Source organism: Janthinobacterium sp. JF4 (genome assembly GCF_059617925.1).
This window is the reverse complement of record NZ_JCAQAV010000005.1, coordinates 164,520-186,713: the sequence shown is the minus strand read 5'-3', so window position 1 is coordinate 186,713 and position 22,194 is coordinate 164,520. Positions and strand designations below refer to the sequence as shown.

Below are 22,194 nucleotides of genomic sequence, written 5' to 3'. Positions count from 1 at the left end.
ATTAATGTGAACCTGTTTTTTTTATTGCAAGAAAACTTGAGAAATAACCTAACACGATGTAACAAAATACGGATTCATTGCTGAAGATGCCGCAGATGACCATGTTGGACAGTAACAGTCCCGCGATGCTGCCAAGTATCATCATCCTGCCATGGGGGGACGTGCAGTGTTTGGCACGCATGAACATTTTCAGCAAAAAAATGAAATAACACAGCAGGCCAGCCAGTCCGGTCTTGACGAGAATGTACAGATAGCCGTTGTGCATCCATGGAATTTCCGAATATTCAGCACCGCCCAATGGGACTGGAAAATCGAGATGGACTAATGCGCCGAATCCACCACCAAAAATCTCGTTAAGGACTGGATAGTTCTTGAATTCGCGAAATGACGCAAAAATTTCGTAGGCGCGATAGCTGGTGCCGATGTCCTCCTGAGTCCACTCTTCATTAAAATGCAGTTCTGAGATTGCCTTATGCAGTGTTTCATCTATCAAATCATACAAACCAAAAGCGCCGGCAACGGCAGCGGCAAGAATGAAAAGGGCCAAGGCGCGCCACATTATTTTGGCGTCGATGATTTTTCTGCCGGAGAGAAGAAAAAAAGCCGCCAGGATGAGAACATAGGTACGCGAAAACTGAGCGAGAAAAACGGCATGTACGGCAACAAACCACGGGTTGTGTAATACTTGTTTCCAGGATTTTCGCTTTTCATACAGTATTACAATGCAGTAAACCAGCAGGAAGCTGCCGGGGCTGACAAAGTCACGTATTTGCAGTACCCCGATAAAACCCATTTCAAACCAGAAGAAACACAGCAGTAGAAAAAATATGACGCAATATATTCTCGAATAACCAAAAATCAGATGGCGGATATCCCCACCTTGCTTGAAAAATCGTTTCCCCGCCAGGAAGTAAATGTATGGAATCAAAAAGAATAGAATGTCCCGAACTGTATCAGCCAGCTGGTTTTTCCATGCAAAGAGCAGGCCCATGATGCATGGTAGCAACAAGTAGAGTTCCAGCTTCTCACCGCGATAGCGCCATACTTTTTTTACCGGTAGCGCGATATACAGCGCCGTCAAAAACAGGCTGCCCAGTTTGAGATAGTTGGAACTGAAAAAGAGACCAAGTACAGATAGCAGGAGGCCCCAGAATAGTAATTGCGAAGGGGCACCGACCTGGCGTGGCGTGTGGATTATTTTACCGATTAACAAACTATTTCCCGTGTTATTGGATGGGGCACGTATTTACAGTGAAAGCAGGTGGATTGGCTGCATCATCGCAGCATTCCCACGAGCCCCCTGAGCGCCTGGGAAAACTTCTCTTGTGAAAAGTTGTCGGCCCTGGCGCGTGCCGCTTTCGACATGGAATGGCACAGGGCGGTATCGTCTGCAAGGGTCAGTGTTCTTCGTTTTAACAGTGTAAAGTCACGTGAGTCGACCAGAAATCCTTCCTGCATGTCGTTTACCAGCTCTGCCGGCCCGCCCATTGGTGGTACAAGTACGGGTATGCCAAAAGCCATGCCTTCCAGCACTGTAAGTCCGAAGGTTTCAATCCAGCTATCCACGCGCGAGAGGTTGAGCAGCACGCCAGCGCGCTGATAAAACATGGCAGGATTATCGGTGCGAGGATACACGCGCAGGTTGGGCGTTAGCGGCATATGGGCAAAATATTGCGTGATGGCCGCCTGATCGTCGTTGACCACCAATTCAAATTGCACATCTTTGCGGTCGATAAGCGCGGCGGCCAGTGCCACCATTTCCGGCACACCCTTGTAATCGCGCAGCGATGCCAGCATCAGTATCGTAAAGATACCATCGTGACGCGGTTGATAGCTGGCTTGAGCCGCGACAGCCGTGAAGTCCGCGTCGAGCGTATTGTAGATTTGCACGGCTGGCACGCCGGTGATAGGCAAGGCTTCCGCGTGCGACTTCGACACATAAATATTGTAGGCCGAGCACATGCGCGCGATCGTGCAGAGCAACAGACGCAAGGGCTTGGGTTCTATGGATATTTCATGGACATGATAGATGACCTTGCGCCCGGTGAGCTTGCCATATAGTGCGCCACCGAAAGGCAGCAGAGTATTCACATAAATCACTGCATCCTTGGCGATGTTGCGTTGGCAGAGTAAGGCGAACAGCAGAAATATCTGGCTGAGTAGCAGATTGCAGAGAGTAATGATACGCAACCGTGAACGGTGGTACCAATATCGGCTGAGGGGAATGCCGCACGTTTCCAAGACGCCACGGCCCTGGGAGCCAACAAAGAGCATCGCGCGAGCGGGATCGTCAACCAATGCCTTGATGGTACCTCGCAGTACCCGCGGACTGCCGGATGCGTCATTAAGCAAATGGCAGAAGACCAGGTCGATTTTTACGGACTCCGTTGAGGAGACGAGAGGTATGTGCGTCATGCGATAAGTGATTTTAATTTACGTGCCGGAATGCCGCCATATACGGCGTTTCCTTCATACTTCCCCGCAGTGACAACCGCACCGGCGGCAATCACGGTATTGTCGCCTATCTCGGCACCGTCCAGGATGGTGGCCTTGGCGCCGATCCAGCAGTTGTTCCCTATGCGTATACCTTGCTGAGTGACTCCTTGCAGACGGATGGGGATGCCGCCGTCCTCAAAATTGTGATTTTCAGAATGCATGCTGACAAAATTGCCCAGTATGGTGTCATCACCGATGCTGATACCGCCCGCACAACCAAGAAAACTGAAGGACCCAATGCCTACATTATTTCCTGCCGAGAAACCCTTGCCCAAGGTTGCCAGCGATCCTGTGCATTCAATGGAGGCACCACGTCCCAGGGAAAAATTATTCCCCAGACGAATTCCATCGCGCGACAGGGCATCTACATAGCATTCGGACGAAAATTTGATGAAGCGGCCGCTATGGATTTTCGAGGCACACAGAATCTCTGTCTTTTTGCCGACAAAAATGCGCGCGTTCAGGCGTCGAAACACGAGAATTCCGCGCAAGAGGTCAATGACTTTGCCAGAGAAAAAACGCAGCAAATAGGCCTTGGGAACGTCCGGATCGATGGCGAATTTCTCTTTTCTTGCGCGTGATGCCAGCGTTGAAAAAAAATCACTCATGCGTCACCTTTTCATAAATGTCGCGCACCTGACGTATTGTCACATCCCAGTGCAGTTCCGCCTGGCGCTGCAGGACATTGGTTTTCATGTGGTCGAGCGCTGCATGATTGTTCAGACAAAATGCCATGTAGTCCGCCATCTGCTCAATGATGCCCTCCACCGTGTTGAGCGTTACCTTGAAGCCAGTATCTGCTGTTATCAGGTCACGTGCGCCATACTGGTCGAGCGCGATACTGGGTAAGCCCATTTCAAACGCTTCCAGTAATACGGTGGGATTGCTGTCCATCATTGACGGCATGACGTGGACGTCGGCTTCACGCATGATGTCGAGCACCTGCTCGCGCGGTACTTGTCCATGCCACATGATCCGCTCATCGAGTTTCAGCGCCGTGGATTGGGCCTGCAGCACCGCTTTGCACGGTCCATCACCGATGACGTGCAAACGCCAGTCCTGCCGTCCGGACAAATGCTCCAAGGCGCTCAGCACGAGGTTCAGAGCCTTGAGTTCGTCGATTCGGCCAGCCCAGACAAATTGCACCTCGGCACCTGTCGGCTTGATCGTCTCCCGTAGATTCAAGAGCGAATTTTCACGAATGATCTGGCAATCCACATGCAGAAAATGCTGGAGATTATCGCGATCAGCCGAGGTGGCCGAAAAAATTGCTTTTGCGGCCATTGCCGCATTTTTGACGCGTGCCGAGTATTGCAGGAAGTAGCTATTTGTCCAGTTTCTCAACTTGTGCCGAAGAAAGTTTCCTTTTCCTAATATAGGGAAAAATATATCGTTCAAGTTCGAACTTCCACCGACCGGCCCCCAGACAAAGGGGAGATCGAGTTTCCACAAAAAACCCGGATGCCGAAATCCTATCGTGTTCAATTGATGCACCAGGCTGTAATTTTCATTTGCCTGCATTTTTCTTGCGGTGGCTAGTACTTGGCGTTGCCACAACATGTAAGAAAATGAAAAGAACAGGGGAGTGATCGAACGGTTCATCCAGTCGAACAAACGCACTAGCCTGTTTGGCTCGACATACACATAGTTGACGCCATCATCTGGATTGCTTTGGCGATATTGAAGCATCGTTTCATGATTTCCCATGCAGACACCGGACGTTCCGTACAGCACGGTAATGTCATAAAACGCGCTCAGCTTGGAAACGAAATTCCAACCTACGCCAAATTCAGAGCCTGAATACGGTGAGATGGCGTAAGCGGCAATGAGTATTTTCTTCTTCGGTGTATTTTTTTTTGTCATAAAAATATTATTGAATAATATTGTTGAATTCGAATTAAAATTCGATTATTTTTTCCGAGAAAAGAGAAAGCACAGGCGCAATACAAGTCTGCTTAGGTGAAAAAATGGCTTGGCTGGCAGTTCGCTCAAGCCATGTTCCCGGCGCAGACGGGGGAGATCAAGTTCTATATTCCAGAAACTTTTATATTGTTTTATCGTGACCAATGCATAGAACTGAGCATAATGACGTAACAGTGATGGTGGTATATTGACGTGTTTTTCCAGCGCTCTACGCAATTGTATATTTTTGGCAATAAATCCTTCGCCGGTGGCTGGATTGGCGGTTTCATTTTCATGAATGCGATAATACGCCAAAGTCTTGTTCAGCCTGCTTGCTCCGAAATTCAGGAAATACATTGTGAAAAATACATAGTCTGAACTGGGAAAGGCAGACGCCTTGTAGCCACCAATTTGCATGGCGTGACTACGTTTAAAAATCAGGCCAAGGGCGCTCGATGGCGCATCCATATAGACGTGGGAAATCGGGATTCGGCTCAAATGCGGCAAAAACCATGTATTCTTGATATTTTTCAGGCCTTGTTTGATTCTTTTTTTGAGCTGCTGGTTAAGACTACCACGGGCATCCATAAAGATGGAGCGGCAGTATAGCAGACTGATCGAAGGATCTTTTTTCAACACCGAGAACATTTCAGCGACAAAATCTGGATGCAATAAATCATCATCATTCAAAATGGAAATCCATTCACTGCGCGCTAGTTCAATACAGCGGTTCCAATTGCCGAACATCCCCAGATTTTCGCTGTTGCGGAACAGGCGCAGGCGATCATCTGCAAATTGACGAATCAGTTCGTCAATTTGTTCGCTCATCGAATGGTCGTTATCCACGACGACGATTTCGAAGTCAATATCGCTTGCCTGGGCCAGCACCGAGCGAATCGCCTGCGCCAGCATGTCCGGGCGGCGATAGGTCGGGATCATGATGGACAGTGTCGGCATGAGACGCTTACCACCATCAATGATGAGTGACGAAGGACGATCTGCACAAATGGCAAACTGGTCTTCAATATCGAGAATGTTCAAACGTTACACTTTCACTTGATGGGGCGAGGAGGTGGTAGGCGACGCTTTATTGCGATACAGTTCGAGCCAGACCATGTATGGCCATTTCCAATTGTTATAGAGGAGTTGTACTGTAAATTGACTTGCGATGAGCCATGTCAGGCCCATCCCTCCCCAACGCAGACCTAGCCATGAGAGCGCGACAATAGCCAGTCCAGAAAAGAGCGCTGGTTTGACAAATGGCACACGGTTACCTGTGACAATGACGCTGGCGGCCAGCGAGTGGTTCAATTCCAGCAGGACCATGATCCCGACCCAAATCAGTAGTGGCAATGCCAGCAGCCCGGTTTGACCGCCTATCCATTTGATCATGGTCGGGCCAAAACACACCAGGATGATCGCGCCACAGAGAAAGATCCCGAGTGCACAGCCGATGCCGAGCTGTATGGTATGGCGCAGGCGCCCTGATTCATTCGCAACACGGTATTGCGCAAGTTTAGGTTGTTGGATATTAAACAGAACCATCGACATGTTTTGCAAGACGGAATAGACTTGCAGCGTCAGTGCATACGCGGCGGTGGTGGCCAGGCCCAGATAGGCTGAAGACAGTAGCGTATTGGCCCTCAGTATCAGGAAGGCACCGATGACCCCCAAGCCCATGCGCCAGGCGTTATGCCAGAGAATGCCGAAAATATCCTGCGTGGAGATATTGGACGGCGGCGCTTGACGCAGGGAGGTCTCGAAAGGCTGGTCGTGAAAATAATACCAGCTGAGCCAGCGACCAATCAGCGCCGAAACAAGGTAACCCAAGGCCACCGCCAGTAAGGTCAGTCCGCATTGCAAAAGTATGGCCGTGACAATCACGAAACCGAGATTGGACAGGGCACTCGATTTGTAGAAGGCTGCATACAGGCCGCGTCCTTGCAGCAACGGCGTATAGTATTTGTAATACAGATTGATGACAGTGGCAACAACGAACACGCCCCAGGCAAGCAACACTTCTTGCGTGGCGATCTGACCTTGCGATACATGCACGATGTACCAGCTTCCCAGAGTGGCGAGCAGCAGGAAGGCGCAGCTGGCCAAGACCATGAAGATGCGCCGCGCTGCGTGCATGATGGCATTGAACAGGCTGTAGTCGACAGCGGATGGGGTGTTCAGGACCTCGAAGCCGTCCTTGAGTAGGCGTTTCGCACCACCCAGGACATAACTGACATTGCGTGCGAGGGTAGGTGTGAAGCCAAGGTCGAGCATCGTCACCAAAGCCGATATCGTCATGAAGACATACCAAATGCCTAGCTCGGCACTACTCAGTTTCCTCAGTAATAAAGGCAGGACCAGCAAAGCTGCCCCGTACTGCAAAAACTGGGACAGATAGCCCCAGAGCATATCTTTTTTCATTCACTTTGCCCAACCAGCAAACCGTCGAGCAGCGTGTCGGCTTCCATGCGCGCGATCCCTTGCTGCAATGTAATATTTGGTTTCCAACCTGGCAGACGAGGTTGACGTGTACTCGGTTGCATGGTTTCGCGTGGACGGTAGGGAAGGCCACCCCATTCGATCTGCAGATTTTTGCCTACGATGGCGCCATAGACCTGCACCAAATCTTTCAAGGTCAGACGATCGGGGGTGCTGACGGCATAGCATTCGGCTGCGCCAATTGAGGGGAGGCGGTGCATGGCCAAGAGGTAGGCATCGAGTACGTCATCGATGTACACGAGGTCGAGCAGTTGCTCTCCCGGCGACATGCGCAGGTTGACGCCGCTGCGGGCTGTCTTGCGCAACAAGCTGAACAGTTTTGCACGAGTATCGCCGGGGCCGTAAGTGTCGAACAGCTTCAGTGTGATGACTTGAAAACCGTGCGCGGATACATAGTAGGCCAGTAAGTCCTCAAATGCTTGCTTGGTGGCCGCATACAGGTTAACGGGATTGTATGCCGCGTCCTCGAAGTGCTGCCAGGACGTGCCGGTATTAATCAGGCGACGCAAGCCCAACTGTTGCATAGCCTCAAGCAACTGTGTCGGCATGCCGAGATTTGACTCGATCAGGCGGTTCACATCTTCCGGCTTGTGCTGTGCCAAGAACAAGGAGGCAACGTGGCACACGACGTCTGGTCGAGTTTGCTCCAGTGCCGCATATACCGAGGGATAGCTGCCATCATGGATATGCACGCTAATCTTTGGTAAGGCATCATGCAATACGCTGAGATCGGAGTGCTGACGTACCAGGATTGCAACCTCATGATTGTCGGCGAGCAGACGTTTGACTAGCTGACTGCCTATAAAGCCGGTAGCACCAGTAAGAAATACTTTCATGGAATATATCCTACTAAAACGGAGAAACGAAATCGGCAAAGACGCCGTGCTGCACATCGCGCGCCGACATGATCGGTGCCGTCACTTGCCAATCGAATCCGAAGCTGTCCCAGCGTATGCCGCAGTCGGCAGACGGCGTGTGCACCGTGCTGGTCTTGTACAGCATCAACGCTTCATCTGTCAGCGCAACAAAACCATGAGCTATACCCTTTGGAATAAAGACCATCAGACCATTTTCTCCAGATAGGTCGACGGATGCCACTTTGCCATAGCCTGGTCCTTTTCTCAGGTCTAACAGTACATCTCGGACGGCGCCGCGGGTGCAGTAAACCAGCTTGTCATGATCGTGCGGCGGCAACTGAAAGTGCATGCCGCGAATGACGTCCTTGCGTGAAATAGAATAGAACTCCTCTTGGATATCCAGATTGGCGCCTAAACTTTTGCAGATGCCTTCATGATAGGTTTTAACAAAGGTGCCTCGTGCATCTTCAAAGTGGCTAGGCTCAAGCAAAAAACTGGCGGGAAGGAGTTCTTTAAGTAGTTTCATAATATGATTTAGAAATTCACACCAAAGAATTCTTCAATCTTGCTGATCGAGAAGTCCATCATCTCCTTGGTCAAGCCAGGGAACACGCCGATCCACAGCGTGTCGTGCATGATGCGGTCGGTATTCGTCAGCTCGCCCGAGACGCGGTAGTTACGCCCGATCATGTATGGCTGGCGTGTCAGGTTACCGGCGAACAGCAGACGTGTGCCGATCTTGTTTTGATCCAGGAAGGTCAACAGGCTGACACGGTCCACATTGGCTTCCGGACGCAGGGTGATCGGGAAACCGAACCACGATGGATCCGAGTTCGGCGTCGCTTCCGGCAGGATCAGGAACTCCGCACAGCTTTGCAGGCCGTTTTTCATGTAGTTGAAATTGTCCTTGCGCGCCTGCACGAAACCGGCCGCGCGATCCATCTGCGCCAGGCCGCAAGCGGCCTGCATGTCCGTGATCTTCAGGTTGTAGCCCAGGTGGCTGTAGGTGTACTTGTGGTCGTAGCCATCCGGCAGCGTGCCGAGCTTGCAGCAGAAGCGCTGGCCGCAGGTATTGTCCTTGCCCGGTGCGCAATAGCAGTCACGGCCCCAGTCGCGGAACGATTCGGCGATCGCTTTCAGTTCCGGATTGTTGGTGAAGACGGCGCCGCCCTCGCCCATGGTGATGTGGTGCGCAGGGTAGAAACTCATGGTGCCGATATCGCCGAAGGTGCCGCACATCTGGCCGTTGTAGGTGGCGCCCAGGGCATCACAGCAATCTTCGATCAACCACAGATTGTATTTCTTACACAGTGCAACGATGACGTCCAGATTGAACGGGTTACCCAAGGTATGGGCCAGCATGATGGCCTTGGTCTTGTCCGTGATGGCCGCTTCGATCTTGCTGGCGTCAATATTGTACGTTCCCAGTTCAACGTCGACGAACACGGGCACTGCGCCATATTGCAAAATCGGATTGACGGTGGTCGGGAAGCCCGCTGCCACGCCGATGACTTCGTCACCAGGCTGAATGGCGCGCGCACCCAGTTTTGGCGAAGTCAGGGCCGAAAAAGCGACCAGGTTGGCGGACGAACCGGAGTTCACCGTGATCAGAAATTCGACGCCGATGAACTTGGCCAGGCGTTTTTCAAATTCGTCATTAAAACGACCCGTGGTCAGCCAGGCGTCCAGCGACGCTTCGACCATCAGGCCCATTTCAGGAGCGCCTACCACTTTGCCCGCAGGCGGAATTACGGTCACGCCCGGTTCGAACGGTTTCGGCACGCTGGCCAGTGCGCCATATTGGGCCACCAGGGCAGCGATCTGGTCGCGGATTTGTTGTTGTGTCAGTTGTTCGCTCATGATACAGCCTTCAATTTGTTAGGTAATTTATTAGGTATTTTGATAGGTGGCGATTTGCGCCAACGTGAATGCGCGCATGTCGGCACCCTGGTCGCAGGCTTTATGCCATTCAACGATTTTGGCGATCGTCTGACCGATGTCCCAGCGCGGATGCCAGCCCAGCTGGCCGCGCGCCTTGGAACAATCGAGCTTCAGATACGTCGCTTCGTGCGGATGGTCCTGACCATCGAGCGACCAGGATGCACCGGCGCCCCACTCCTGCGTCATGCGTTCGATGATCCATTCGACGGGTTTGGCATCGATATCATGCGGGCCGAAATTCCAGCCCTCGGCATGCAAGGGGCCCTCCGTGTACAGTTTTTCCGCCAGGGTCAGATAGCCACTCAGCGGCTCGAGCACATGCTGCCACGGGCGGATCGCATGGGGATTGCGGATCATGACGGGTTCACCGGCGCCGATGGCGCGCAGCATATCCGGGATCAGGCGATCCAGCGCCCAGTCGCCACCGCCGATGACATTGCCGGCGCGGCCGCTACCCAGGGCCACGCCATGCTCAGCGTATTTGTCAGCATGGAAGAAGGAACTGCGATAGCCGGCCGTCACCAGTTCGGCGCAGCCCTTGCTGTTGCTATAGGGGTCGTAACCGCCCATCGCTTCGTTTTCGCGATAGCCCCAGGGCCATTCGCGGTTTTCGTAGCACTTGTCGCTGGTGACGTTGACCACCGCGCGCACGCCTGGTGTCGCGCGCACGGCTTCGAGCAGGTTGACTACACCCATGACGTTGGTGGTATACGTTTCCACCGGATTCACGTAGGAATATCGCACCAGTGGCTGGGCCGCCATATGAATCACGATGTCCGGGCGCGCGGCGGCCATGGCGCGCTTGACGGCGTCGCCATCGCGTACGTCGCCAATGACCGACTGCATGCCGTGCGCCACATTGGCCACCTCAAACAGGCTGGGGGTGGTGGGCGCCTCCAGCGCGTAGCCGGTCACGTCGGCGCCAAGCTGCTGCAGCCACAGGCTCAGCCAGCCGCCTTTGAAGCCGGTATGGCCGGTGAGGAAAACACGTTTTCCTTGCCAGAATGCGGGATTCATCAAGCCGCCTTCCAGGGCGCCTTGCCCGATTGCCACAGCTCTTCCAGGTGTACCTTGTCGCGCAGGGTATCCATTGGTTGCCAGAAACCGCGATGGAAAAAGGCGTCCAGCTGACCTTCGGCGGCCAGGCGTTCCAGCGGCTGCTTTTCCCAGGTGGTGCTGTCGTCCGCGATGTAATCGATGACCTTCGGCGACAAGACAAAATAGCCGCCGTTGATCCACGCGCCATCGCCTTGCGGCTTTTCCTGGAAGCTATTGATTTTCTGGCCGTCCAAGATCAGCGCGCCGAAACGGCCCGGGGGCTGGGTCGCGGTCAGCGTCGCCAACTTGCCATGCGCCTTGTGGAAGGCGATCGATTCAGCAATGTTGACATCGCTCACGCCGTCGCCGTAGGTAAAACAGAACGCCTCTTCGCCGTCCAGGTAGGGCTGAACACGTTTCAGGCGCCCGCCGGTCATGGTGTCGTCACCGGTGTCGACCAGCGTGACTTTCCACGGTTCGGCATTGCGCGCGTGAACTTCCATCTGATTATTCTGCATGTCGAATGTCACGTCCGACGTGTGCAGGAAGTAATTGGCGAAGTATTCCTTGATGACATAGCCTTTGTAGCCGCAACAGATGATGAAATCATTGACACCATGTGCAGAATAGGACTTCATGATATGCCAGAGGATCGGTTTTCCACCAATTTCAATCATGGGTTTGGGTTTGGTGTGGGTCTCTTCGGAGATCCGGGTGCCAAGGCCACCCGCAAGAATGACTGCTTTCATTTTTATTATTCCTATTGAACGAAGTAAATTTGCCTGCCTAATCGGTTTGCAGGCTGCGTCCATACAACTGACAGACCAGCGCAATGTCCGGTGGCAAAAGTGTAAGTTTGGTGTACAAGGCAGACAAGACGCCGCCATGCCCGCTCTTACCCCTGCCTCTCCGCATCGCTCCGTTGATTCTTAGTGCTTGCCATCATCCTGCAATTGGGAGGCGCGGCATCCCTGATGGCGTCGCGATGACAGGTGCGCTGTCTGCGCCTGCCGGGGGAGTTCCAGCGCCTAGCTATGTGTTCTTGTACTGGAGCGCTCTGGCCCGCAGCTTGCTTGAGTCGTCTTGCTCTTTGCGGTGGAAATTTTGACAACGCGAGGCATCAAAACCGGTTGGCGCGTAGCCAAGTTGACTGTCTGCCTGTTGCACAAATTTTCCGGGAATCGCACCTATCGCATCAGTTACAAGTTCATTGCCCTGAGCAAGCCGATTCAGTATGAGATTATGAAATAATAAACTTCGGTTCACCAGTTACTATAGTCATCTAAAATTTTCCATGCAAAAAAATACAATTAGCTCCTGATTATAATTCAGAATACATGGAATTGCCATGTTTGCATCGCTTCAACGAGTGTTGCCCGAGTACAGGTTGCTCGCAAAGAATATGAAATAAAACACGCAATAATGCATCATATTAAAAGTGTCCAAACGGCAATCACTATTTTGACGAAGAATAGTGTTTATTAAATGCCCAAGCAAATCCAATGTTGTTACATTTGCTTGCGTTTGGAGGCGGACAGAATGAGTAGCTGGCGAAATGGTCAATGATGCTGTAAAAGCACTGTGCATTTGTTGCGTATCTGCATTTTCAAGGTGCTCATTGCAATGTCTTGGCGCGCCAAGGTAAATTTGCGGTGCGATGTGTGGCCATTCAGCTACGAATCCCTTCGCGCTGTTGTTTGTCCGACGTTACTCGCTGGTTTTCTTGCCGTAGCAATGCGGGCAAGAAACCTCATACACATATTCCGGCGCCAGTTGCTGGCGCGGCGTGACGACGGCGCGGCAGACGAAACATTGCACGGTTTCCGTCGGTTCCAGTTTCGGGTTCAGTGCCGTGCGGTAGTCGAACACGAAGCAGTCGCCCGTGTAGTGCTCGCCGCCGACCTCTTCGAAGTATTTCAGGATGCCGCCGTCGAGCTGGTACACGCTGTCGTAACCGATTTCCTTCATGTGGATGGCGGCCTTTTCGCAGCGGATGCCGCCCGTGCAGAAGGTGACGACGGTCTTGCCTTCCAGTTCATCCTTGTGCGCGGCAGCCACGGCCGGGAATTCCGTGAACTTGTCGATACGGTAGTCGAGCGTGTTGTTGAACGTGCCCACGTCCACTTCAAAGGCGTTGCGTGTTTCCATCATGACCACCGGTTTGCCCGCATCATCGACGCCGGCGTCGAGCCAGCGCTTGAGCGTATGCGCGTCGACGGACGGGGCGCGGCCCAGTTCCGGCTTGATCAGCGGCATGCGCATGGTGATGATTTCCTTTTTCAGCTTGACCAGCATGCGCTTGTGCGATTGCTCGTTCGACAAGCTTTCCTTCCATTCCAGATCGGCCAGACGTTCGTCGCTGCGGACCCAGGCGAGGAAGCTGTCGATATGCTCGCGCGTGCCGGACAGGAACATATTGATGCCTTCCGGCGTCAGCAGGATCGTGCCTTTCAGGCTCAGCGTCAGGCATTGCTCCTGATACAAGGGGCGCATGGCTTCCGTATCGGCTAGCGTGATGAATTTATACGCGGCGATATTGACAAACGTGGCGGCGGGCGGGCTGACGGCTTCGGAAACGGCGGGTGTTGCTGGGGTGATGGCTTGCATGATGGCGATCGGCTTAGACTGAACAGCCGATATTATAAGCCCGACAGGCCAGGCAGGATACCCGGTCAGCACCCGCGACGCGGTAGAATAGACCCCATTGAATTTTGCACGAAACGGTACACAGGATGGAAATGGTAATGCAAGAGGCCGGCGCTCCGGCAGGTTCACAGCAAGCGATGCAGCCCGGTCCTGCCTTCGTCCACTTGCGCGTGCACTCGGAGTACTCGATCGTCGATGGCCTGGTGCGCATCGATGACGTGGTCAAGGCGGCGGCGAAGGACAAGCAGGTGGCGCTGGCCGTCACCGACCTGTCGAACCTGTTTGGCATGGTCAAGTTCTACAAGGAAGCGCGCGGCAAGGGCATCAAGCCCATCGTCGGCGTCGACGTGTGGATCACGAATGACGACAACCGCGAAAAGCCGTCGCGTTTGCTGTTGCTGGCGAAGAACCGCATGGGCTATCTGCAACTGTGCGAACTGCTGTCGATGGCCTGGCTGACGAACCAGTACAAGGGCCGCGCCGAGCTGCGCATCGAGTGGCTGCAGGCGCTGGCGACGAATACCTACGACCTGTACCCGGGCGAAAGCGCGGCGAATGGCTTGATCGTGCTGTCCGGCGCGCACTTCGGCGATGTCGGAATTGCTATCGAGAATGGTAACCTGGCCCTGGCCGAGCGCAACGCCCAGCGCTGGGCCGAGATTTTCCCTGGCCATTTCTATGTTGAAATCCAGCGCGGCGGCCAGGCCAACCAGGAAGCGCAGGTGCGCCACGCGGTGGCGCTGGCTGCCAAGCTGGGTTTGCCCGTGGTGGCCACGCATCCCGTGCAATTCATTTCCCCCGAAGAATTCATTGCCCACGAAGCCAGGACCTGTATCGCCGAAGGCGAAATGCTGGCCAACGCCAAGCGCGTGAAACGTTTCAATGACAGCCAGCGCTTCCTGTCGCAGGCCGACATGGCGGAATTGTTCGCCGACTTGCCGGCCGCGCTGGCCAATTCCGTGGAAATCGCCAAGCGTTGCAACCTGACCTTGACCCTGGGCAAGCCGCAACTGCCGAACTTCCCCACGCCGGACGGCATGACGATCGACCAGTTCCTCGTCGCCGAATCGCAGGCGGGCCTGGAAAAGCGCCTGATCCAGCTGTATCCCGATCCCGAGCGCCGTGAAGAGGAGCGCCCGCGCTACGAATCGCGCTTGAAATTCGAGACGGACACGATTTGCAACATGAAGTTCCCCGGCTACTTCCTGATCGTGGCCGAGTTTATCCAGTGGGCCAAGGAAAACGGCGTGCCCGTCGGCCCGGGCCGCGGTTCGGGCGCCGGTTCGCTGGTGGCGTATTCGCTGCTCATTACCGACCTCGATCCATTGCAGTACAACCTGCTGTTCGAGCGTTTCCTGAATCCAGAACGCGTCTCGATGCCCGACTTCGATATCGACTTTTGCCAGGAAGGGCGCGACCGCGTCATCCAGCACGTCAAGGATTTGTATGGCAAGGAGGCCGTCTCGCAGATCGCCACCTTCGGTACCATGGCGGCCAAGGGCGCGATCCGCGACGTCGGCCGCGTGATGGACTTCGGCTACAACTTCTGCGACGGCATCTCCAAGCTGATCCCGTTCAAGCCGGGCAAGCCCGTGTCGATCGCCGACGCCATCGAGGAAGAGCCGTTGCTCAAGGAGCGCCTGGAAAACGAGGAAGAGGTCAAGCAGTTGCTGGAGCTGGCGCAGCAAGTCGAAGGCATCACGCGCAATATCGGCATGCACGCGGGGGGCGTCCTGATTGCACCGGGCAAGCTGACGGATTTCTGCCCGCTGTACACGCAGGGCGGCGATTCCGGCGTCGTCTCGCAGTACGACAAGGATGACGTGGAAGCCGTCGGCCTCGTGAAGTTCGACTTCTTGGGTCTGACCACGCTGACCATCCTTGACCGCGCCGTGCGATATATCAAGCAGCTCGATCCGGCGCAGGCGGACTTTGACCTGGCAACCTTGCCGCTGAACGACAAGCCGTCGTACGACTTGCTGACCAAGGCCAAGACCGTGGCCGTGTTCCAGCTCGAGTCGCGCGGCATGCAGGGCATGCTGAAAGACGCGCGTCCCGACCGCTTCGAAGACATTATCGCGCTGGTGGCCTTGTACCGTCCGGGCCCGATGGACCTGATTCCCGATTTCTGCAAGCGCAAGCACGGCGAGCGCTTCGATTATCCCGATCCGCGCACGGAATCGATTCTGTCCGAAACCTACGGCATCATGGTGTACCAGGAGCAGGTGATGCAGATGGCGCAGATCGTCGGCGGCTACTCGCTGGGCGGCGCCGACATGCTGCGCCGCGCCATGGGTAAAAAGAAAGCCGAAGAGATGGCCGAGCACCGCGAGATCTTCCGCGCCGGTGCGGCGAAAGACGGCTTGACGGCGGAAAAGGCTGACGAGATCTTCGACTTGATGGAAAAGTTCGCCGGCTACGGTTTCAACAAATCGCACGCCGCCGCCTACGCTCTGCTGTCGTATCACACGGCCTACCTGAAGGCGCACCACACGGCCGCCTTCATGGCCGCCAACTTGTCGCTGGCCATGGACGACACGGACAAGATCAAGATCCTGGTGGAAGACTCGCTGGAAATCTGCAAGCTGACCTTGTTGCCGCCGGATATCAACGAATCGGATTACCGCTTCACGCCAAGCGGCGCGGCGCCGTCCGTGAGCGGCAAGAAAGTCACGCAGATCCGCTATGGCCTGGGTGCCGTCAAGGGTTCCGGCCAGAACGCCATCGAAGCCATCATCGCCGCGCGCGAGGCGGGCGGGCCATTCACCAGCCTGTTCGATTTCTGCAAGCGCGTGGACAAGAAGCAGATCAACCGCCGCACCATCGAGTCGCTGATCCGCAGCGGCGCCTTCGATTGCCTGAAGGTTGACCGCGCCATCCTGCTCGCTTCCGTGGCGTTCGCCATGGAATGCGCCGACCAGGCCGCCAAGGCGGCGAACCAGGTGAGCCTGTTCGGCGGCGACGACAGCGACATGGTGGCGCCGCCCGAGTACGTCAAGGTACCCGTGTGGACGGATAAACAGCGCCTGACGGAAGAAAAGATCGCGCTGGGCTTTTATCTGTCCGGCCACCTGTTCGACTCGTATGCGCCCGAGGCGCGCCGCTTTGCGCGCACGAAATTGTCGGAACTGTCGCCGTCGCGCGAGCCGCGCATGATGGCCGGCGTCATCACGGGCTTGCGCACGCAGATGACGCAGCGCGGCAAGATCCTCATCGTCACCCTGGACGACAAGAGCGGCACGGTGGAAGTGACGGTGTATGGTGAATTGTTTGACGCCAACCGGAAAATCTTCAAGGAAGATGAATTCCTGGCCGTCGTTGGCAAGGTGTCGGAAGACCGTTTTTCGGGCGGCTTGCGCATCACCGCCGAGAGCGCCTTCGACATCATCGCCGCGCGCGTGCAGTATGGCCGCCAGCTGGGCCTGACCTTGCCGGCCACCCTGGACGCCAAGCGCATCCGTGACGTGATCCTGCCGCACCGCGCCGAGACGGGCTTGCCAATTGCCGCGCGGGTCAGCCCGCAAGGCGTCAGCTGCGTGCTGCAGTTTGGCGACGAGTGGAAAGTGGCGCCATCGGATGAATTGCAGATGGCGCTGGAGCAAATGCTGGGTGCGCAAGAAGTGGCGGTCGAATACTGACCGGCACCGCCCGGCGCGTAAAACAAAGCCAAACCGCAGACATGCTGGTTTGGCTTTTTTCGTTTACATGTCTTTCAGGCCTGTGATCGCATAGCCCTTGGCGGCGATTTGCTGGTGCGGCTGTTCGATATGGTAGTCGGGCAAGATCTCGGCATCGTCGGCCACTTCGCTGGCGCGTACTTCCAGCTGCCAGTCAGTATTGGTCACTTCTTCCGGAATGAGCTTTCCTTCCGGCACGGCGAGGTAGGAAAAAATGCCGTCGTGCTCGGCCCGGCGGTAGATGTCTACGCGCATGAATGCCTCCTAGTAAGCGTTGGGGGAACCGGCGCACCGTAATGCGTACCGATAGCGCTAGCGTAACAGGATTGGGCCGCGCATGGGTTGAAGCGTGTGCTGCAGGAGGGGCGGCGCTCAGGCGGTAGCGGAAGCGTAGTCTTCGTCGTCCAGATCGGCCGCTTGCCGTGCCTCGTTGGCGGCTGCCGCAGTGCCTGCCGTGGCGCAAGGCGCGATGCATGCATGGAAGGGATGGCCAGGGCCGGAAAACCAGGTCATGTTCTCCATGCCATCCCCCTGTAAATTGGCGAAACGGCGTACGGCTTCCCCTTACGCCGCCCCGATTTTAGTAGCGGTAGGTGACATACACGGCGCCGACCGGCGATGTCTTGCGCTGCACGATGGGGCTCTTGGCCGCGTCGCCCATGCGGTGCTCGACGCCGACCAGGGTATTGATGCCCCAGCGCGCATCGAAGCGGTGCTCCCAGTTGATAGTGGCCTGCGCTTCATAGAAACCGCCCTTGGGCGTATATTGTTTGAATGAGGTGTTCGCGGCCTGGGCGGCCGTCACGCCATACATGGTCTGCACGTACTTGCGCTCGCCCCAGCCCAGCTGGCCACCGATGGTCACGCTGTCCTGCTGCATGCCCTTGGCATCGGACCTGCCGTAGACCTGGCCTGTCGCTTCGAAATGCACATTCGTGCCATTTTCGCGGTTCGACAGGGGAATGTCGCTCGACACGCTCAGCGACAGGCCCGGCAATGGCGAATAGCCCACGCTGAGCAGGGCGCTGGCATTGCCCTTGACTTCGCCCATGCCCTTCAGGTAATCGCTGCCACCCCAGCCATTGGCGCCATTGCGCTTGTGGTCTTCGCGGTTGCCGCGGTAGCCCAATGCAGCGCTGTAGCTGAAGGGGCCTGCCTCGCCGCCATAGCCGATACCGCGCGAAGTGCTGATGAACAGGCCATTGGCCATCGCGTAGTCGAGGATGATCAGGGGGGAGGCCGACACCTTGTCGGCGCCCGAATAGCTGGACTCGGCGGCGACGCCGCCACCGATGGTGAAGACATTTTCCGTGGCGGGTTCGGCCGCGGCTGCGGCCAGCGGGTTGAGGATCATGCCGCTGGCGAGTGCCAGCGAGGTCAGCAGGGTTGTGGGTGCGTGCATGGAGTTTTCCGTCAGGTGGAGAACCGAGTCCGGAGTGGCTCGATTGACTGCCGACAGTATCCATTCTTGCCATGAAGGGAAAGTGAGTCTTTTATTAAGATTGCATGAAGAGCGCTTCTTTACCCATTCTTCAGCTTGTGGTGGTTTAATACTCACCATGAAGATACTGTTGATTGAAGACGATATGGACCTGGGCAATGGCGTGCGCATCGCCCTGCGCGACCAGGGCATGCAAGTGGTCTGGGTGCGCAGTCTGGAGGATGCGGCACGCAGCATCGAGCACGACAGTTGCGAGCTGGTGCTGCTGGACCTGGGCTTGCCCGATGGCGATGGCCTCGATTTGCTGGCCCGGCTGCGCGCGGCCCGTTTGCCGGTGCTGATCCTCAGCGCCCGCGATACGCTGGAACAGCGCTTGCGGGGCCTCGATGGCGGCGCCGACGATTACCTGGTGAAACCGTTCGTGCTGGCCGAGCTGCTGTCGCGCGTGCGCGCCCTGGCGCGCCGCAGCTATGGCTTCGATGGCGACACCATCGAGTTGCGCGGCCTGCTGCTGCAGGTGCCCACGCGCCGTGTCAGCGTGCACGGCCGGCCGGTGGAGCTCACGGCCAGTGAATATGCCCTGCTGAAGACCTTGCTGATGCGCGCCAACCGGGTCATCACGCGCCGCGTGCTGGAAGAACATATTCTGCCCGGTGGGCTGGCCAATGCCAGCAATACCCTGGATGTGCATATGGGCAACCTGCGCCGCAAGATAGGCGAGGGTTATATCCGCACCGTGCGTGGCGTCGGCTATGTCATCGATCAGCAGGGCGAGACATCCACTGCGTCGCGTGCTGGCGCATGATGGGCCGCCTCTGGGCCATGCTGCGCCGGCCCACCCTGGTGCGCCGCCTGATGATGGCGCAAATGCTGATGCTGACCATGGTGTGGAGCCTGGCCGTGGCGTATGTGCTGGTCGAGGGAGCCGATGAAGCGAGCACGGTGAGCCGCGGCGTCCTGCACGCCATTATCAGCGTGGCCGACAACCTGGCCGAGCAGCCGCAGCGCCAGGAACAAAGCTTGCGCGCCATCGACGAAGCCTTGCGCGAGGAGTTTGAAACGGGGCAGGTGCCGGAGCTGGCGCCGCGCATCCTGGTCTGGCGCGAAGGCAAGCTGGTGTACAAGTCGCCCGATGCGCCCAGCGGTATCCGCAGCGCCGGCCCGGAACAGATGGAAGTGGTGTATATCAAGGGCCAGGCCTGGCGCAGCCGCAGCCTGGCCGAGGGCAACACGCGCGTGACGGTGCTGGAAGCGGGAGGCGCATGGCAATTGTTTATCACGATCAATTCACGCGGTTACTACCTGCTGCCGCTGCTGATCAGCCTGCCATTCCTGCTGGTGCCGGCCTGGTTGTCGATCCGCCTTGCCATGCGTCCGTGGCGCAAGCTGGCGCAGGAGGTGGCGGCGCGCGGGCCGCAGGACTTGCGTCCGCTGGCCTTCAAGCCGCCGCATGGCGAACTGGCGGCACTGGTCGACAATATCAATGCCCTGCTGCAGCGGGTCGACGCCAGTGCCTCGCGCGAACGCAGCTTCATCGCCGATGCCACGCATGAGCTGCGCACGCCACTGGCGGCCATGCGCGTGAATGTCGAGGCATTGCAGGGGCAGGCGCATGATGCGCGCCAGCAAGAGCTGCTGGATGGTATTTTAAATAGTGGAAACCGCGCCGCGCGCCTGGTGGGCCAGCTGCTGCAGCTGACGCGCAGCGAAGTGCAGGCTGGCGGTGGCGAGTTGCCGCGGCGGCAGGCGCTCGATACCTTGCTGCAAGACCGCCTGGCAGCCTTGTCCGGCCTGGCCCAGGCGGGAGATATCGAGCTCGAATTGCAAGCCAGCGTCTCGCTCAGCGTACCCGGACAGCGCGAGAGCCTGGTCTCGCTGATCGACAACCTGGTGGAAAACGCCATCAAGTACAGCCCGCGCGGCAGCAGCGTGACGGTGTCGCTGCATGCGGAGCGGGGCCAGGCCGTGCTGCATGTGGCCGATCAGGGGCCGGGCATTGCACCGGCGCTGTATGAACGCGTGTTTGACCGCTTTTTCCGCGCGCCGCAGCAGGCGCAGCCGGGCAGCGGCCTGGGCTTGTCCATCGTCGCTTCGGTCGTGCGCCAGCACGGCGGCACGATTCAGTTGCATAGAGGCAATGGCGGCCTGGGCTTGCTGGTGGAGGTGCGCTTGCCGTTGGCCGAGGCCTGATTCGGCCTGTCGGCCTTGCGCTATTGCATGAAGATTGTTGCACGTGCCTGTAACGCAAGATGGCGTGGCGCTGACCTTGCTCTGTCCGGCGCCGCCGTCGCCGCTGGCCGTCAGCGACGACCAGGAGAGTATGGTGGCCAGTAATTTGACGGTGTTTATCGTCGATGACGATCCCGCCGTGCGCGATGCACCGGGTTTGCTGTTGCCCATCATCATTTTCACTGGACACGACGACGTCGCCCCGGCACTGGGCATTTCCATGCGCACGGCAGAAGTGCGCAAGGCGCGCCTGATGGACAAGCTGGGTGTCGATCATGTGGCCGACCCGGCGCGCATCAGCATGCTGGGCGCCGGCTTACCGTCAAAGAATCACTAGGCGATGGTCTGCAATACCTGATCGACCGAGATCGCCTTGACCCAGTCGCTGCGCCGCGCCACCGTGATGACGGTGCTGTTGGCGCTATCGAACGGCGCCCATTCCGGATTCTTCTTGCGCATCAACGCCACCACTGGCACATGCACGGCGTTCGCCAGGTGCATGATCGACGTTTCCACCGAAATAATCAGGTCGCATTGCGCCAGCATGGCCGGCAGCTGGAAAAAGTTGTCGACTGCACTGAAGGCTTGCGTGCGCGGCAAGCCACGCGCCTGTACGACGGCAGTGACCTTGGCCAGTTCCTGCGGCATGGCATTGATCAGAAAACAGGCATTTTCCCATTTCGGCATCGCCTGCATGCGCGCGATCAGCTCGGCGATGCGCTCCAGCGGCCAGCCGCGCTTGTGCGACTTGGCAAACGGGTTCAGCAGGACGAGCGGCCCCTGGCGCGGGGCAAAGCCCCAGGTGGCCAGCTGCGCCTGCGCCTGCTGCAGCGCGTGCTCGGGGATGTGCACGAAGGGATAGCGTTCGGCCACGGGAATGTCGAGTCCCGTCAATTGATGGAACCAGTCCGCATACACGCTGCTGATATGGTGCTCGCCCGCATCCTGTCCCGCGTACGAGGCCAGCACGGCATCGATCTTGCGGTAGGCCAAGTAGTGCCAGGGGCGCAGCGGGCTGAATGGCTTGCGCGTGCCGATCACCAGCCCGTTCGGGCTGATCGCGCGGGCAAGGTCTGCGTACTGCTGTGGCCGTACGTGGGCCAGCGACACGACGACAGGATAGTGTTCCGCCTTGGCTTCGCGCAGTGACTCTTCGTATAGCGCCGGGCTGTAGGTCTTGCGGTACACCTTGGCGAACAGGCCTGATTGCTCGACCCAGTCGTACAGCGAATAGGTGCGCAAGCTTTCCCATTGCTTCGCGTCGGACGTGCGACGGACTTCGTCGACCCATAAATGGATCTGAATATGGGGATAAGCCGCGGCAAAGGCGCGGAAACCGTTTTGCAGGTAGGTAAAGTCTCCCAGCGCCAGATGGGCGATGAAAAGAATTTTGTCCGACTTTTGTAGAAGTTCGGCGGGAATCAAAGGCGTCATGTATCAGTACGATTTCAGGTATTCGTTCGATGGT

At 56.7% G+C, this 22,194-nt stretch carries 20 protein-coding genes; 4 read left to right on the top strand and 16 right to left on the bottom strand.

The genetic code is table 11. The features are described 5' to 3' along the window. Nucleotide 1: 1 nt before the first annotated feature. The 12 genes from AC54AF_RS07575 to AC54AF_RS07520 all read right to left on the bottom strand — a co-directional run bounded on the left by AC54AF_RS07575 (nucleotide 2) and on the right by AC54AF_RS07520 (nucleotide 13,340). Complete coding sequence (locus AC54AF_RS07575; protein WP_496636050.1) at nucleotides 2–1,213, bottom strand: O-antigen ligase family protein; 1,212 nt, start codon at nucleotides 1,211–1,213, stop codon at nucleotides 2–4. A gap of 62 nt (nucleotides 1,214–1,275) precedes the next feature. Then, nucleotides 1,276–2,415: a glycosyltransferase family 4 protein gene (locus AC54AF_RS07570; protein ID WP_496636049.1), complete on the bottom strand. Its 1,140-nt coding sequence runs from the start codon at nucleotides 2,413–2,415 to the stop codon at nucleotides 1,276–1,278. After that, nucleotides 2,412–3,104, bottom strand: a complete 693-nt coding sequence (locus tag AC54AF_RS07565; protein ID WP_496636048.1) for an acyltransferase — start codon at nucleotides 3,102–3,104, stop codon at nucleotides 2,412–2,414. Before AC54AF_RS07565 ends, AC54AF_RS07570 begins: the two co-directional genes overlap by 4 nt. Next, the gene (locus AC54AF_RS07560; RefSeq protein ID WP_496636047.1) at nucleotides 3,097–4,359 is read right to left on the bottom strand and encodes a glycosyltransferase family 4 protein; all 1,263 of its coding nucleotides are present in this window, start codon (nucleotides 4,357–4,359) and stop codon (nucleotides 3,097–3,099) included. Before AC54AF_RS07560 ends, AC54AF_RS07565 begins: the two co-directional genes overlap by 8 nt. Before the next feature lie 45 nt (nucleotides 4,360–4,404). Beyond that, nucleotides 4,405–5,439 carry a glycosyltransferase family 2 protein gene (locus tag AC54AF_RS07555; RefSeq protein ID WP_496636046.1) on the bottom strand — a complete coding sequence of 345 codons (1,035 nt, stop codon included), beginning with the start codon at nucleotides 5,437–5,439 and terminating at the stop codon, nucleotides 4,405–4,407. 3 nt (nucleotides 5,440–5,442) lie between these two features. After that, nucleotides 5,443–6,819: an O-unit flippase-like protein gene (gene wzx / locus AC54AF_RS07550; RefSeq protein ID WP_496636045.1), complete on the bottom strand. Its 1,377-nt coding sequence runs from the start codon at nucleotides 6,817–6,819 to the stop codon at nucleotides 5,443–5,445. Next, nucleotides 6,816–7,733: an NAD-dependent epimerase/dehydratase family protein gene (locus AC54AF_RS07545; protein WP_496636044.1), complete on the bottom strand. Its 918-nt coding sequence runs from the start codon at nucleotides 7,731–7,733 to the stop codon at nucleotides 6,816–6,818. The genes wzx and AC54AF_RS07545 overlap by 4 nt, the downstream gene beginning before the upstream one ends. Nucleotides 7,734–7,746: 13 nt before the next feature. Beyond that, complete coding sequence (locus tag AC54AF_RS07540; RefSeq protein WP_496636043.1) at nucleotides 7,747–8,280, bottom strand: dTDP-4-dehydrorhamnose 3,5-epimerase family protein; 534 nt, start codon at nucleotides 8,278–8,280, stop codon at nucleotides 7,747–7,749. Nucleotides 8,281–8,288: 8 nt separating this feature from the next. Continuing rightward, nucleotides 8,289–9,614, bottom strand: coding sequence for a lipopolysaccharide biosynthesis protein RfbH (rfbH, locus tag AC54AF_RS07535; RefSeq protein ID WP_496636042.1), 1,326 nt, complete (start codon nucleotides 9,612–9,614; stop codon nucleotides 8,289–8,291). A 30-nt stretch (nucleotides 9,615–9,644) separates the two neighbouring features. After that, on the bottom strand, nucleotides 9,645–10,712 hold the full coding sequence (rfbG, locus tag AC54AF_RS07530; RefSeq protein ID WP_496636121.1) for a CDP-glucose 4,6-dehydratase: 1,068 nt from the start codon (nucleotides 10,710–10,712) through the stop codon (nucleotides 9,645–9,647). Further along, nucleotides 10,712–11,482, bottom strand: a complete 771-nt coding sequence (gene rfbF / locus AC54AF_RS07525) for a glucose-1-phosphate cytidylyltransferase (protein ID WP_496636041.1) — start codon at nucleotides 11,480–11,482, stop codon at nucleotides 10,712–10,714. Before rfbF ends, rfbG begins: the two co-directional genes overlap by 1 nt. Nucleotides 11,483–12,440: 958 nt before the next feature. Next, nucleotides 12,441–13,340 carry a sulfurtransferase gene (locus AC54AF_RS07520; protein ID WP_496636040.1) on the bottom strand — a complete coding sequence of 300 codons (900 nt, stop codon included), beginning with the start codon at nucleotides 13,338–13,340 and terminating at the stop codon, nucleotides 12,441–12,443. A gap of 137 nt (nucleotides 13,341–13,477) precedes the next feature. On the opposite strand from AC54AF_RS07520, the gene dnaE reads away from it, so the two are divergent. Then, a complete protein-coding gene (dnaE, locus tag AC54AF_RS07515; protein WP_496636039.1) occupies nucleotides 13,478–17,017 on the top strand; it encodes a DNA polymerase III subunit alpha in 3,540 nt (1,179 codons plus the stop codon). A gap of 63 nt (nucleotides 17,018–17,080) precedes the next feature. On the opposite strand, the gene AC54AF_RS07510 is transcribed toward dnaE, so the two are convergent. The 3 genes from AC54AF_RS07510 to AC54AF_RS07500 all read right to left on the bottom strand — a co-directional run bounded on the left by AC54AF_RS07510 (nucleotide 17,081) and on the right by AC54AF_RS07500 (nucleotide 18,458). Then, nucleotides 17,081–17,311 (bottom strand): DUF6139 family protein, encoded by a 231-nt coding sequence (locus AC54AF_RS07510; RefSeq protein WP_131685369.1) that lies wholly within the window; start codon nucleotides 17,309–17,311, stop codon nucleotides 17,081–17,083. Between the two features lie 117 nt (nucleotides 17,312–17,428). Further along, a complete protein-coding gene (locus AC54AF_RS07505; protein ID WP_496636038.1) occupies nucleotides 17,429–17,578 on the bottom strand; it encodes a hypothetical protein in 150 nt (49 codons plus the stop codon). A 58-nt stretch (nucleotides 17,579–17,636) separates the two neighbouring features. After that, nucleotides 17,637–18,458, bottom strand: a complete 822-nt coding sequence (locus AC54AF_RS07500; RefSeq protein WP_496636037.1) for a MipA/OmpV family protein — start codon at nucleotides 18,456–18,458, stop codon at nucleotides 17,637–17,639. 157 nt (nucleotides 18,459–18,615) lie between these two features. Here AC54AF_RS07500 and AC54AF_RS07495 point away from each other — a divergent pair, with 157 nt between their 5' ends. From AC54AF_RS07495 to AC54AF_RS07485, 3 genes are read left to right on the top strand one after another with little or no spacing between them, the layout of a single operon-like run. After that, nucleotides 18,616–19,302: a response regulator gene (locus AC54AF_RS07495; RefSeq protein ID WP_152250475.1), complete on the top strand. Its 687-nt coding sequence runs from the start codon at nucleotides 18,616–18,618 to the stop codon at nucleotides 19,300–19,302. Beyond that, the gene (locus AC54AF_RS07490; RefSeq protein ID WP_496636036.1) at nucleotides 19,299–20,687 is read left to right on the top strand and encodes an ATP-binding protein; all 1,389 of its coding nucleotides are present in this window, start codon (nucleotides 19,299–19,301) and stop codon (nucleotides 20,685–20,687) included. The genes AC54AF_RS07495 and AC54AF_RS07490 overlap by 4 nt, the downstream gene beginning before the upstream one ends. 43 nt (nucleotides 20,688–20,730) lie before the next feature. Further along, nucleotides 20,731–21,063 carry a hypothetical protein gene (locus AC54AF_RS07485; RefSeq protein ID WP_496636035.1) on the top strand — a complete coding sequence of 111 codons (333 nt, stop codon included), beginning with the start codon at nucleotides 20,731–20,733 and terminating at the stop codon, nucleotides 21,061–21,063. On the opposite strand, the gene AC54AF_RS07480 is transcribed toward AC54AF_RS07485, so the two are convergent. After that, complete coding sequence (locus AC54AF_RS07480; RefSeq protein ID WP_496636034.1) at nucleotides 21,060–22,160, bottom strand: glycosyltransferase family 9 protein; 1,101 nt, start codon at nucleotides 22,158–22,160, stop codon at nucleotides 21,060–21,062. The two genes, AC54AF_RS07485 and AC54AF_RS07480, sit on opposite strands and share 4 nt — an antisense overlap. Nucleotides 22,161–22,194 lie beyond the last annotated feature (34 nt).